This is a genomic window from Neobacillus sp. 19 (assembly GCF_049463095.1).
Classification (GTDB): Bacteria; Bacillota; Bacilli; order Bacillales; family Cytobacillaceae; genus Neobacillus.
This window is the reverse complement of record NZ_JBMPZU010000002.1, coordinates 1-13,681: the sequence shown is the minus strand read 5'-3', so window position 1 is coordinate 13,681 and position 13,681 is coordinate 1. Positions and strand designations below refer to the sequence as shown.

The 13,681-nt window shown below is 37.7% G+C and carries 16 protein-coding genes; 6 read left to right on the top strand and 10 right to left on the bottom strand.

All coding sequences use genetic code 11. The features are described from left to right. Positions 1-6 precede the first annotated feature (6 nt). The 6 genes from ACO1D1_RS00400 to ACO1D1_RS00375 form a co-directional block, all read right to left on the bottom strand. Complete coding sequence (locus tag ACO1D1_RS00400) at positions 7-894, bottom strand: LysR family transcriptional regulator (RefSeq protein WP_149869432.1); 888 nt, start codon at positions 892-894, stop codon at positions 7-9. A gap of 26 nt (positions 895-920) precedes the next feature. Then, positions 921-2,408, bottom strand: coding sequence for an MDR family MFS transporter (locus ACO1D1_RS00395; protein WP_423334594.1), 1,488 nt, complete (start codon positions 2,406-2,408; stop codon positions 921-923). Positions 2,409-2,463: 55 nt separating this feature from the next. Next, positions 2,464-2,907: a cyclic-di-AMP-binding protein CbpB gene (gene cbpB / locus ACO1D1_RS00390; RefSeq protein ID WP_149869430.1), complete on the bottom strand. Its 444-nt coding sequence runs from the start codon at positions 2,905-2,907 to the stop codon at positions 2,464-2,466. A gap of 114 nt (positions 2,908-3,021) precedes the next feature. Next, complete coding sequence (locus tag ACO1D1_RS00385) at positions 3,022-3,258, bottom strand: YkuJ family protein (RefSeq protein WP_098526949.1); 237 nt, start codon at positions 3,256-3,258, stop codon at positions 3,022-3,024. Between the two features lie 230 nt (positions 3,259-3,488). Then, positions 3,489-3,725, bottom strand: a complete 237-nt coding sequence (locus tag ACO1D1_RS00380) for a hypothetical protein (RefSeq protein WP_149869429.1) — start codon at positions 3,723-3,725, stop codon at positions 3,489-3,491. 71 nt (positions 3,726-3,796) lie between these two features. After that, on the bottom strand, positions 3,797-5,008 hold the full coding sequence (locus ACO1D1_RS00375; RefSeq protein WP_423334584.1) for an EAL-associated domain-containing protein: 1,212 nt from the start codon (positions 5,006-5,008) through the stop codon (positions 3,797-3,799). Positions 5,009-5,147: 139 nt separating this feature from the next. On the opposite strand from ACO1D1_RS00375, the gene ACO1D1_RS00370 reads away from it, so the two are divergent. The 3 genes from ACO1D1_RS00370 to ACO1D1_RS00360 all read left to right on the top strand — a co-directional run bounded on the left by ACO1D1_RS00370 (position 5,148) and on the right by ACO1D1_RS00360 (position 7,018). Then, a complete protein-coding gene (locus ACO1D1_RS00370) occupies positions 5,148-5,381 on the top strand; it encodes a hypothetical protein (protein ID WP_423334583.1) in 234 nt (77 codons plus the stop codon). 11 nt (positions 5,382-5,392) lie between these two features. Next, positions 5,393-5,980: a C39 family peptidase gene (locus ACO1D1_RS00365; RefSeq protein ID WP_423334582.1), complete on the top strand. Its 588-nt coding sequence runs from the start codon at positions 5,393-5,395 to the stop codon at positions 5,978-5,980. A 345-nt stretch (positions 5,981-6,325) separates the two neighbouring features. Continuing rightward, a complete protein-coding gene (locus tag ACO1D1_RS00360; protein WP_423334581.1) occupies positions 6,326-7,018 on the top strand; it encodes a metallophosphoesterase in 693 nt (230 codons plus the stop codon). Between the two features lie 31 nt (positions 7,019-7,049). Here ACO1D1_RS00360 and ACO1D1_RS00355 read toward each other — a convergent pair whose 3' ends face one another. Beyond that, positions 7,050-9,161: an EAL domain-containing protein gene (locus ACO1D1_RS00355; protein ID WP_423334580.1), complete on the bottom strand. Its 2,112-nt coding sequence runs from the start codon at positions 9,159-9,161 to the stop codon at positions 7,050-7,052. A gap of 285 nt (positions 9,162-9,446) precedes the next feature. Here ACO1D1_RS00355 and ACO1D1_RS00350 point away from each other — a divergent pair, with 285 nt between their 5' ends. From ACO1D1_RS00350 to ACO1D1_RS00340, 3 genes are all read left to right on the top strand, one after another. Beyond that, complete coding sequence (locus ACO1D1_RS00350) at positions 9,447-9,914, top strand: YkyB family protein (protein ID WP_223820925.1); 468 nt, start codon at positions 9,447-9,449, stop codon at positions 9,912-9,914. A gap of 221 nt (positions 9,915-10,135) precedes the next feature. Then, positions 10,136-10,336, top strand: coding sequence for a hypothetical protein (locus ACO1D1_RS00345; protein ID WP_149869425.1), 201 nt, complete (start codon positions 10,136-10,138; stop codon positions 10,334-10,336). 183 nt (positions 10,337-10,519) lie between these two features. After that, on the top strand, positions 10,520-11,674 hold the full coding sequence (locus ACO1D1_RS00340; protein ID WP_423334579.1) for an aminotransferase A: 1,155 nt from the start codon (positions 10,520-10,522) through the stop codon (positions 11,672-11,674). 52 nt (positions 11,675-11,726) lie between these two features. Here ACO1D1_RS00340 and ACO1D1_RS00335 read toward each other — a convergent pair whose 3' ends face one another. The 3 genes from ACO1D1_RS00335 to ACO1D1_RS00325 all read right to left on the bottom strand — a co-directional run bounded on the left by ACO1D1_RS00335 (position 11,727) and on the right by ACO1D1_RS00325 (position 13,510). Then, positions 11,727-11,906 carry a hypothetical protein gene (locus ACO1D1_RS00335; RefSeq protein ID WP_149869423.1) on the bottom strand — a complete coding sequence of 60 codons (180 nt, stop codon included), beginning with the start codon at positions 11,904-11,906 and terminating at the stop codon, positions 11,727-11,729. Between the two features lie 85 nt (positions 11,907-11,991). Then, the gene (locus tag ACO1D1_RS00330; RefSeq protein ID WP_149869422.1) at positions 11,992-12,870 is read right to left on the bottom strand and encodes an NAD(P)-dependent oxidoreductase; all 879 of its coding nucleotides are present in this window, start codon (positions 12,868-12,870) and stop codon (positions 11,992-11,994) included. Between the two features lie 166 nt (positions 12,871-13,036). Beyond that, positions 13,037-13,510 carry a hypothetical protein gene (locus ACO1D1_RS00325; protein WP_149869421.1) on the bottom strand — a complete coding sequence of 158 codons (474 nt, stop codon included), beginning with the start codon at positions 13,508-13,510 and terminating at the stop codon, positions 13,037-13,039. Positions 13,511-13,681: the final 171 nt, after the last annotated feature.

The window sequence follows — 13,681 nt, the reverse complement described above, 5'->3', positions numbered from 1 at the left end:
AACAAACTAATCTTCAGAAGATTCAGCGATGTGCTCCTTGATTAACTCGACGAATGCGGAAACTTGCTTTAATTGGAAGGATGACTCATACCCTAACAGCCATGTATCACGTTTTAAGGGCTCGTTATTCTCATTTACAAGCGGTATTTTGAAAATATCGTTTTCAGCCTTTCTCAATGTAATTGCCGGCAAAATGGCATAGCCAATTCCATTAAAAGCCATTTGCTTACATGTTTCAATTTGGTCTACTACAACTGTCCTCTTTGGAGACGTTTTAAAGTTTCGCATCCACCAATCTTGAATCTCCTGATAATAATTTGAATCACTTTTAAATTGAATAAACGGACGGTCAGTTGCGATTACTTGTTCAGGCCGGGTAATTTCCCGATCAACCAAATAAAGCGGATCGTTAAAGAGATGGACCTTTATCCCTTTCCAATCCGGAGTTCCACGGATAATCCCTATATGTACCTGATCTTCATATAAGCATTTAAGAATTTCGCTGCTCCATCCTGTAATTAATGAAATCTTGGCTTGCGGATACCTATCAATAAATTTTTTCAATACTTGCGGAAGCCAATTTTGTCCCACAATAGATGCTACAGCAATTTTTAATGTTCCGGAAATTCCTGCTTGGAGAGAATAGATCGTTTCGCGGACCTTTTCTTGTTTATTCAGGACATCATTGACGAAATCGATGACATGCTCCCCGGCCGGGGTAAGTGCAAGCCCTTTTTGTGAACGAATAAACAGTTTTGTTCCCCACTCTTTTTCGATTGTTTGCAGCCGCTGGGAAAGAGCTGGCTGCGAAACAAACAATCTTTCCGATGCTTTACGCATATTCATTTCCTGTGCCAAAACAGATAATAATTGGAATTCTGATAATGAGGACAAGAAAATCCCTCCTTATAAAGCCTGGTTTACACAGCGCCCTTTCTCTTTTTAGGTATAAATAATATCAATAGCAAACTTATTAAAGCACAGGTGAGAACAACATAATAAACTGTGTGTAAGGAAAATGCCAGTCCCTCCTGTAAAATATTCTTGACTGAATCCGTCAGTTTGTCCCGTTCACTTGCTTTTAAGAGAATATTAGTGTCATCGACTGTTAATGTCTTATCATTTTGCCTAAAATAATGGACCATACGGTTATTAAGGATTCCTCCTAATAAAGCAACACCAATTGTACTGCCCAAATTCCGCATAAACATATTCGCTGCTGTCGCTATTCCCCTCTGCTGCCAAGCAACAGTGCTTTGAATCGAGACGATAAATGCAGTAGATGTCAGCCCCATGCCCACACCAACGAAAAAGGAGCCCGCAGCTGCCCATATCGGACCCGAAGAAGCCGACATCGTAACGAAAGCAATACTCCCAATCAGTAAGAATGCCCCTCCAATGATTGAGGTTTTCCGGTACCCGATTGTGATCAGCATCCGTCCCGAAAGTGCGGATGCGATTGGCCAGCCGATTGACATCGTAGTAAGTGTAAACCCGGCGACAATTGGAGTTTGTTCCATTACACCCTGTACAAAAGCCGGTAAAAAGCTCGAAATGCCGATTAACATAACGCCAGTTGTCAGTGATGTAATATTAGCGATAAAAATGGAGCGTTCTTTCCAAATTGAAAATGGCATAACTGGTTCAGATGCACGCCCTTCTTGAAAAATAAAGGCCAACAAAGCAAGTCCCGACAAAACCATCAAACTAACCATCTGCCAAGCCCCCAACCTGCTTCCATCGATAAGGACAAACATAAGTGTCGAAATCGTGATCGTTAAAAGAATGGCCCCCAGGTAATCTATTTCATGTTTTTTCTTTTCAACATTTTCATGTAAGAAAAGCCATAATCCAACTAATGAGAGAATCCCAAGGGGGATGTTTATCCAAAAGACATAATGCCAGCTGGCATATTGGACAAGTAAACCGCCGACTGCTGGTCCAGTAATAGCCGAAATCCCCCATACACTTGAAAGGTACCCTTGTATTTTCGCTCTTTCTTCTTTCGAGTAAATATCACCCACAATAGTTGTCGCAATAGGTGTGACAGCCCCCGCTCCGAACCCTTGGATTAATCGATAAATGATCAATGTCTTCATTGATCCAGCAAAGCCGCAAAGGACCGAACCGATTAGAAAAATAATAATTCCAATGGTAAGTATAGGCTTTCGGCCAAATAAATCTGAAAGTTTTCCATATATCAAGACGGTGACAGAATTCATTAAAAGATATGCAGAGAACACCCAGCTATAATGTGTAAATCCTCCCAAATCTGCAACAATTGCCGGCATCGCAGTTGATACAATCGTTGCTTCAATTGCTCCCATAAACATGGCCAGCATCACTGCGGCCAGCACAAGCGGTTTTTTTGTCCTGTTTACAGCAGATTTTCCAACATCTGTATCCATCATTACACCTCAAAGAGAAAAAATATAGCTCCCTTTATGGGAGCCTAAATATCAACTACTTTTTAAATCTTTTTACAATTTTATTTAATTGATTTAAAACCGTGCTTCTGGGTAATATCCCTTCAAAAAAGCCATCTTCATTTTCAACGCATAGAAACGGATGATTGACAAGCACATCCAGGCACACAATCAGCGACTCAGAAATAACCACTCGTGGAATCAAGCTTTTCATGACCTCTTCCACCCGTTTATTTTCAAGCTGTTCAAATTCAATCCGTTCAAGCCCAAGTATCGAATCCATAATAATGGGCGTGCTTATTAACCCATGCAGTTTGTAATGCGGATCCAATACAGGAATGGCAGTATATCCGCTTTTCGTAAGGACCAACAATGCATGTTCGAGATTATTTCCAAGCTGCACATGAGCAACCCGCTCTGAAGGAATCATTAATTCTTTTATTGTTAACTCTAAAAATTCTCCACTGGGAAGACTGATCATCACCGAAAACTCCTCAATGTTTGTTTTTCTACAGACCTATTTTATCATAGTTTTTAGTGATCAGGTTAATTTTGAAGCGTTTTCTACATAAAAAGAAGGAACCAATAATGGTCCCTATTGAATCAAATCAAATATTTCAATGGTAATCATATCAATATTATCAAATTGATAACGCTTCGGCTTTTCCTTTTCGTTATATATTTCTAATTCAAACGTTTCCGTTTTTGGATGAAATGTTACCTGACACTTTCTTTCGCCATTTACCTCGAAATAGCGTTGCGCCGGCTCACCACTAGTAGATTGTTCCTGAAGGTTTTTTAATCTTGTTAATATACCTTGCAGCTGTGACATAGGCTTATCCTCCCTTTCAAACCCAAAACAAACTGTTTACAGTTATGTTTCTCATTTGGCATATTTCTATCCTGATGGATTTTTTCTAGAATTTTACAAGTAGTTCTTTTTATATGCCAATATTAAAAGAATAAAATAATAGACACCATTTGTCCAAGTAAAAATAAAATAAATGGGGATTTTTTTTAAAAATAGAATAGAAAAAATAGGCCTCTCGATGCTGAGGCCTATTATAAAAAGGTTATGGCGACGAATAGAACTATAAAAAGAAGTAGTGCAAAAAAAATTCCATATGCCAGGAAAATTGGATTTCTTAAATATACATTCCCTTGTACCGGTTTAGCAATTTTTGAATCGAATTCCCCTTCTACCGTCTTTTGCTGTCTAGCGACAACAAAGGTATATAAAAGAGATACCGCAAGAATAGCGACAATCGCAATGGCCAGAATGTTAACGAAAAGATTCATGAGCAAGTCTCCTTCTAATGGTCGTTACACTTAAATTGCCACTCCGTGAATCATTCTATACAGGTGCATTCTTACAGTAATTCGTCATGCTCAAATAAATATTGGTAGGATATATCGATAAACAAATAATCATTTTCGTTAACAGGAAAAGAAAACGTCCGAATGGTCTCACCTGTTTCAATGTCACAATACAAATCAGATAACCTTCCTTTTCGTTCATGACGCATCTTTATGATATTTTCTAAAAAATACGGGCGCCAACTCCAATTTTTATTTAAATATTCAGGCTGTGTACTCCAGCCATTGGTACCTTTGAAAATATTTTCCGACTTTTGAAAACCATCCTCGTCACAAACGTACATGCGGAAAGCAATACCATCCATTTCCTTTACGAGTGCTTGGAACAGGTTCTCGTAACCTGACTTCCTGTTTTTCACAACAATTTCCTGAACCGTCGCTTGAAAAAATTCTGCTGTCGTAAAGACTGCCTCTAATTTTCGTTTTTCGTATGAAATAAAATCATGAAATTTTTCTTTTAAGCGATATTTTAATATATCATGTTTTATAAATTCAGCTTCAGGCGGATGTAAATAAAACCCCTGATAAAAGTGACCGCCATTTTTCCAGGCAAATTGCAGCTGGTAACTCATTTCAATGTTTTCAAACAATAGGGTTGCACCAATTTTTCTTGCCAAGAGTGACAACGCAAATAAGACATCATTAAAATTTATACCTGTTGCAGTAGATTTTAATGCCTGAAGATTGATTTTTATTATATCAGGTTCAAGCTGGCCGATTCGTTCAAAGTAATGACTTTCGCTCCCAATACTAGATATAGCAATTTTAATCCCATATGTCCGGTAATATTGCAGGAGATGATCAAATTGATCCAAATCACCATGGTAATTCCGATCAGAAATTTCCAGAACAATGCGGTTTAAACTTAATCCCCTCTTTTCAAATGCTATAAGCTCCTGTAAAAAAGGTTCACCATGGCCATACATTAATAATTCCGCATTTCGATTCAAAAAGACACTTATATTTTCATCAAGCTGAAGTGCCTTTTCGAGTGCCTTTTTCACTATTAGTAAATCCACTTCAAACTTATATTCATCAGGGATCTGATCATCCTGAAAGAAAGGGCCTAAGCTTATTATTCCACCCTCTGATTGATAACGCCCCAATACCTCATAAGCGATGACACATTGCTCATCGGCACTAAAAATCGGTTGAAAATACGGTATACAATTTTCAAGATCCGATAGAATTTCCAATGCATCCATCCAAGTTCCTCCAAAAAAATAATTTTCATAATACCATACGCTATAATCAAGCTTCGCGTTCTTTGCCAAAAGAATACCATTATATCTGCAAGGATACAATCATATCCTATATCCAAGCTCCATCAAAGGAGGTCAAGTGTTGAAGAGGATTTTTATTTTTGCCTCAATCTTGCTAATGATTGGATGCAGTCACTTTCAAGCCAATACAAATAAAAGATCAGCACCTGTAAAGGCACCTGTACAAACAAAATCTCAAGCGCCATCCCCGAACGGGAAAAATAATAAATCCTATACGACAAAAGATCTTAATAACCAATTGATGATTCCTGAAAGGATAGAAATATTGAAAACACCGTTAAGCCAACTCCAATAAAGGAATCAATCATGCTTGATGTCATTCAAATTAATCAAAATCCGGAGCTCCGGTATGGGTGCGAAGTGACCAGTCTAACAATGGTCCTCCAATATGCAGGCGTTAAAACAACTAAAATGGACCTGTACCAAGCTATTCAAAAAGATCCAGATCCGCTAATTAAATCAGCGGCAGGGGATATCTTACATTGGGGGAATCCGGCCGATGGATTCGTTGGGGATATGACTGGCAAACAGGCGGGATATGCGGTTTTTGATCAACCGATGATCAATTTAATAAACCAAAAACTGCCTGGGAGAGCAGTGAATTTAACTAACCAACCTTTTGAAAAGGTTCTGGAACATGTTTCTGCCGGCTATCCTGTAGTTGTTTGGACAACAGGGGATTACCGTCTCCCTGATCGCTGGGAAGGCTGGTATCACGGCAAGCAATATATAAAAACACCACTTGATTTACATGCTGTCGTCTTGGTCGGTTATGATGCCAATTTTGTCTATCTAAACGATCCCCTGTCAGGAAAGAAACAAGCGAAAGTTGGTAAAGAACGATTTATTTCTTCATGGAAAGCGCTGCAAAGCCGTGCGGTAAGTTATAGATAAAAGCAGTCATATTTTTTTGACTGCTTTTTTAATCATTTTTATTTGCTTTATTGAATAAACACTTATAAGGACCTTTTTGCTTGCAATATAGGTTAATATTAAAGAAAATACAAATGGACTCTACTATTTTCTAGAAAGTGAAAAAAAAGTTAGGTTGGTAGAAAAAATGGCAAAAGATCACACAAGGAGAACTTTTCTGAAACGTACATTTGGTTCATTTCTTGCCGTTCTCGGGTTAAGTTCGGGGGATATATTTATGCCCATCGAATTGAGCCCTCCCTACTCGATATTCAAAAGCGGCAAATTAAACACCGATTAATTCCAAAAAGCTTCGACGGAATAACAATGGTTCAATTTAGTGATACCCATCTTGGTTTTCAATACAATCTTGACCAATTCAAAAAACTAGCTGCTAAAATAAATAATCTCAAACCTGACATTATTTTATTTACTGGAGATTTGCTGGACGAGCCGAATAAATTTACTGAAATGAATAAATTAATGACCATTTTAGAAACATTACAAGCTCCACTTGGTAAATACTGCATTTTTGGAAACCATGACCATGGCGGCTATGGGTCTGCCATTTATCGTAATATTATGGAGACAACTAATTTTACTGTCCTCTTGAATGAATCTGCACCGATTAAATTGCCGGATGGCAGCACCATTTATCTGCTGGGAATTGATGATGCGATGTTAGGAGCCCCAGATTTGCCATTGGCCTTAAAAGATGTACCGAATAACCGCTTTAAACTATTATTATCCCATGCCCCTGACCTTGCTGAGACAGCTTCGCAATATCCTATCCAGTGGCAAATCAGCGGTCACAGCCACGGTGGACAGGTTAAAATCCCATTGATTGGGGCGTTAGTTACCCCCCCCTTCGCTCAACTATATCCGGAAGGACTATATCAGCTTGGAGAAGAAAATCCATTAACCCTCTATGTAAATAGAGGGATTGGGACAACACGGCTTCCATTTCGCTTTATGTCTAAACCGGAGTTAACCATTTTCACATTTAAAGGTGAAAACTAAAAAATCCTTATCCAATAATGGATAAGGATTTTTAGCTTTTCCTTTGTCCTAAAAATTTTTGCTCAACCTCTTCAATTGGGATTGGTTTCGAGTAGTAGAATCCTTGGATTTTATGGCAGCCAGCATGAGAGAGAAACTCCACTTGCTTTTTAGTTTCCACACCCTCGGCAATTACTTCTAAACATAGACTTTTCCCTAGATGGATAATGGTTGACGTAATCGCAGCATCCTTATGATTTTTCAGGATATCTCTGATAAAGGATTGATCAATTTTCAAACAATCTATTGGAAACTGTTTTAGATAGCTTAATGAGGAATACCCCGTCCCAAAATCATCTACAGATATTGATACGCCCAATTCCTTCACTTTCGTTAGAATGGGAATCGTTTCCTTCATATCACTCATTGTCCCTTCCGTAATTTCAATTCCTAAGGAAGATGCCTTGATTTGATATTTTTCAATCATAGATTGAATAAATGGAACAAGATTTGGATGTTGTAACTGCTTTGGTGAAATATTTACCGCCACCTGCAGATCGGTATATCCTTTTTCATTCCATACGTGAAGTTGACCGCAGGCATTTTCAATTACCCAATTTCCAATTGGGATAATTAACCCTGTCTCCTCAGCCAACGGAATAAAGACGGAAGGTGAAATAGCACCAAATTCTCTATCATTCCAGCGAAGCAGAGCCTCAAAACTTTTGACCTCACCGGTAGTCAGGTCAATTTGCGGTTGATAAAATAAGGAAAGTTCATTTTTGTCAATAGCCTTCCTTAGATGCGTTTCTAACGTTACTACATTGGAGAAAAAGGAATTCATTTCTGTCCGGTAGAATTGAAAATGCGCCTTTCCTCTTTCCTTCACACGAAAAAGGGCCTCATCCGCATTCTTAATCAGCATTTCGGCATCTTTCCCGTCATTTGGAAACATGCTGATCCCAATACTCGTAGATATAAAATACTCCTGTGAATTTAAATAAAAAGATTGTGAGAAAACTGAAAATACCTTCTTAACAAAGGTGCCGGCTTCCTTTCTGTCTGCCGAAAGAAGCAAGATATTGAACTCATCCCCGCCTACTCGATATATATAACATGTTTCATTTTGAAATTGTCCTAAACGTTCGGCAACTTTTTTTAATATTTCATCACCTGCCAAATGCCCAAGCGTGTCATTTAAATATTTGAACCGATCTAAATCAATTGAGATTAACGCAAACTCCTGCACGCTTTTAACTTTGGAATAAATATGTTGATTTAAATGTTCAAGCAATGCTCTTCTATTTAACAGCCCCGTCAATTGGTCATGAAAAGCCATAAACTTGATCATTTCCATATTCTTCGACTGCTCTGATAAATCCTTACATATGACATAAAGTCCGTTTATGATTCCATGAATGACAATCGGGACTGTTTTTATATGTACCATTAGGATATGACCTTTTGCATGAATAATTTTACAATCAAGTGATTCAAGTGCATAACCTGAACAAGTTTTTTCTAATAGGGTTTTAAATTTGACTAAATCATAATCATTGATAACATCATATATGGATCGATGTAACATCTGACTTTCCGAACACCCTGTTAAGACAGATGCAGCTGGATTTGCTTCTAGAATTTTCCCTTCCGGGCTGATGGTAAAAATAGCATCCAAATTATTATTGATAATGGAACGATACCTTTGTTCACTTTCGACAATTTTATTTTTCTCAATTGACCATTCTGTTACATCTCTCGTTACAGCAACGATATATTGGATTGTATTTTTATCATTATAAATTGGAGTTAAGATGGTTTCCCCATAAACTGTTTTTCCATCATCATAGGAAAATTGATCATCAAATAAAATGATTTCTCTTTTTTTTAATAATTGTTCATATTTTTGCTGCAAGGAGGTGGAAAACTCCTGTGGAAGAACTTCTTGAAACGTTTTTCCAATTGATTTAACAGTAAGGTTTGCTTTTTTCATCCCTGCTTCATTAACAAATATATAACGAAATCTTGGCCCCTTCTCAACCTTCATCACAAAAACCATATCCTGCACATGTTGGAAAATGATATCAAAAATGATTTTCTGTATTTTCACACTGGTGTTTCCAGAAACTAATTCATTGGTCAATAAACTATGTACATGATCCATTCAATCATCCTTTAGCAGAAAAAGTTCTGATTTTGTACAATAATGTTTTTACATTCTAGTAATTCTATTTTACAATGAAATTAACTGAAAGAAAGTAATTTATAGAAAATAATGATTATTTTACTAAAACTTTTATTACCTGGTTGTAGTATAGGATGAACTCACAATACTAATTCGTACTTTAACCGATCGGAATAAAGCACAAAAAAACAATTACAATATTTCTATTTAGATGAAAACAGGGTATAATGTAGATGTTTTAAAAGAATGAAAGGAGAACATACGTTGAATCACGATCAGAAACATCCCCTAAAAAAAATAAGTCTAACCAGTGAAAACCTCGCACAAGCTGTCTTTATCGTGAATCGCCATGCAAAAACAGCACCGAACCCCAAATATTTGTACAAATTGAAACAAGAATCACTAAAAAAATTGATTAATGAGGGCAAGGCAAGAAAAATAGGTCTCCACTTTTCTCAAAATCCGCGCAATAGCCAACAGCAGTCCGACGTGCTCGTTGAATGTGGAAGATATACCTTCCATATCCCACCAACAAAAGCGGATTTTCAGGATCTTCCGCATCTGGGCAAATTAGATGGCAGTGTTAGAAATCCGAAGGCAACACTTTCACTTACAACGGCAAAAACATTGCTGCAAACCTACACCGGAATAACTGAGTTTGAAAATCACCCACCGAACAAACGCACCTATCAAAAACCGATTTTCAAGAAATTAGGCGAGCATTATTCTTAATATCAATGAAAAAGTCAGGAAAAAGACATTTCCTGGCTTTTACTTTTCCAGGAGGAATAAGGTATACTTTTATCTCCTTGTCTAAATTTCGCTACATCTTTTTGAGGATTTTGTGAACATCATCACAATTGGATAGACTCTTTTATCAATCGGAATTACAATACATACATAAGGTGTACTTAATCAATATGCAGTAAAAAATAATAAAGAGGTGCTTGAATATGAAAGGAACTGCCATTCTTTTCCAAGAGCAGAATATTACGTTTATTGAGGATGTTGAACACTCCTTTTACGAAGAAATCAAAGAGCAATGTGGTTGTGATCATTGCAGCTGCAAGCTTGATGAAAAAATAGTTGAATTCGGATCTGTCTCGCCTGTTTTTTGGCATGAAGACGAAGTTGACTGGGATTATGGATATTAATAAATACTCTTTCAATTTGATATAGACTCCCCTACCCCTAAAAAACGGTCCCTGAGAAAACTCGGGTCCGTTTTTTATTTCTTCTAGATACCCGCCTTTAACAGTAGAATCTAGACCTGATTATAGTCTATAATCAGTATATTCTAGAAAGTAAAATATCCTTACGAGAAGGGATCGTCAAAATTGGAGCATTTAATTAATCAACGTGTGAAAAACATTGAAATCTCAGGCATTAGAAAATTTTTTAATATGGTAGCCCATATGGATGACCTGATTTCTTTTACAATTGGACAGCCCGATTTCCCTACCCCCGAACATGTGAAAAGAGCTGGTGTGTCCACAATCAATCAGAACTTTACTTCTTATACACATAATGCGGGTACCCTTGAATTAAGAGAGGCCTCCTGCCACTTTGTCAATAAAAAATATGGCTTGGATTACACTCCCGAAACTGAAGTAATCGTAACCGTGGGGGCTAGTGAAGCGATTGATATTGCGTTTCGGACCATTTTAACAGAAGACGCGGAAGTAATCCTGCCAGGTCCTATTTATCCAGGCTATGAACCGGTTATTCGAATGATGGGTGCAAAGCCTGTACATGTTGATATTCGAGAACATCAATTCCGCTTTACAATTGACATAATCAAGCCATATATTACTGAAAATACCCGCTGTATTGTTTTGCCCTACCCATCCAATCCAACTGGCGTAAGCCTTTCAGAAAAAGAGCTGAAGGAAATCGCAGACTTTTTAATGGATAAGGATATTTTTGTCCTTGCTGATGAAATCTACAGCGAACTCTCTTATGATCATAAACATACATCGATTGCCAGCTTCTTAAAAGAAAAGACAATCGTAATTAATGGGCTATCGAAATCCCACTCAATGACAGGCTGGAGAATTGGCTTTTTATTTGCTCCTGAAAACATCACGAAGCATATTTTAAAGGTTCACCAGTATAATGTGTCCTGTGCAAATTCAATTGCCCAGAAGGCCGCATATGAAGCTTTAACAGCGGGATTGGATGACGCAGCTGCTATGAAAGAGGAATATATCAAAAGAAGGGAATATGTACATAACCGTTTACTCTCAATGGGGCTTGCTGTTGTGAAGCCTGATGGGGCCTTTTACTTCTTTGTTAAGATTCCTGTGGCAATTCCACTTAATAGCTTTGATTTTGCCCTTAATCTTGTTCAGGAAACAAAAGTGGCTGTTGTTCCCGGCAGTGCTTTTTCCGAGTATGGTGAAGGATATTTTCGATTGTCATTTGCTTGTTCAATGGAGACCTTGGAAGAAGGCCTAAATCGATTAGAGCAATATTTAAAAAAATGGTCCTAAATTCAGGCAGAAAACCCTCACCATTATAAGTGAGGGTTTTCTGCTAGTGGGATTATTGCCCCTTATATTTTCCGTTATTTTTCGGTGCCTTCTCTTTTTTAGCTTTGTCTTTATGGATTTGATTTGTGGCTTCAGATCCTATTTCATGAGCGAATTCTTCATTTAATACTGCAGAATCGAAACCTTTTTTGTTCTTTTGCTTCGCGTCGTTCTTTTTCGTCCGTTTAGCCATATAAAATCCCCCTATCATAATTTTCTATCATAGTTTCTTGTAGTCAGGAGGATTTTATCCTTACCAGTTTTTGGCCCATGCAGGATTATTTCTTCCAATATTTATAGAGAGCCTGCGTACCGCTGTTTTCTTCACCCTTCTCCGCCAATTGGTCATATAGAGATTTCGCAAGGGATAATCCAGGAACATCCATATCCATTCGTTCAGCTTCATCTATAGCAATTTTCATATCCTTAATAAAGTGCTTTATGTAAAATCCAGGCTCGAAATTTCCATTTAACATTCTTGGGGCGAGATTGGATAATGACCAGCTTCCGGCCGCACCGGTCGTAATACTTTCCAGAACCGTTTCAGGATTTAATCCTGCTCTTTCAGCATAAACAATCGCTTCACAGACACCCATCATATTCGATGCGATTGCTATTTGATTACACATTTTTGTATGCTGGCCGGCTCCCGGCTTCCCTTGATAGACAATATTTGTTCCAAGATATTCAAGCAGCGGGCGAACCGCCTCAAATGCCTCTGCTTCACCGCCAACCATTATGGAGAGCTTCGCATCTCTCGCTCCTACATCCCCGCCGGAAACTGGGGCATCAATTGTATGGATCCCTTTCTTTCTCGCCGCATCATAGATTTTCACCGCCAAAGAGGGGGCAGAGGTTGTCATATCAATAAGATAGCTTCCCTGCTTACCATGTTGAATTAAACCGTTTTCACCTAAAAATATTTCCTCTACATCTTTTGGATAGCCAACCATGGTGAAGGTAACTTGGGCCTTTTCTGCGACTTCTTTTGGTGTATCTACCCATATTGCTCCACTCTCTATTAAGTCATTTGCCTTATTTTTTGTTCTTGAATAGATAATTAAAGAGTAACCTGCAGATAAAAAATGCCTCGCCATGCTTTTGCCCATTACACCTGTGCCAATAAAACCGATTACCGTATTATTTGGAGTGAACAAACAAATCCTTCCCTTCATTTTTCATTTTCTTTTATTTTATCACTCCCATTATTATTGGGAAAATAAAAAAGACCGTGACGCCCCAGCTCGTCCGGTCCTTTGTGCTCCATCTCCAAATTTATGCACATTTTAATGGTTTCCCTTACGGATAAAAAATAAACCATTTTTATAACTCTGATGAAAAATTTGTTAGGTACGTCCGTCCAAATACCTCTTTATCATTAAATACTTCAATTGACACTGCATGGTCCCGCTCAATCATCGTTTTTAGCTCTTGAATATGTAAATCTTTTTGCAATGGGAGAGGGTCCATAAAAATATACTTTTCGCTTTTTTCTTTCACTTCTAAATAATCACCATTTAATACTTGATCTTCACCATATATAATTTCTCTTTTACCGATTGCAGCCGCCAATTTATCATCATGGATGGTAATCTTCACCTTGTATAATTGGTGCCCTTCTAATATTTCATTGTTAATTCGAAAACGAAATTGGAGTTCATTATTCTTAGTGAGCAAGGCATCCGCATAGCGATTTACGATTAACTCATTTGAAAAAAGCATGCCGCACCCAGTTACTAAAAATGAACCCAATACCACCATGATACCGATAATGACCAGTTGAATCTTCCTTCGCATTCGTAACACTCCCTTATATTTTTACCATAGCCAAAATACATTGGTAGTAAACGTTAGGAAAGAGTAATTTAGGAGAAATTTTTTCAGTTAATTAGGTTTCATCACTCCTTCTTTTTCTTCTATTATTTCTATTATACAAGATTACGAAAGGAAATACTTGGGAACTTCCAA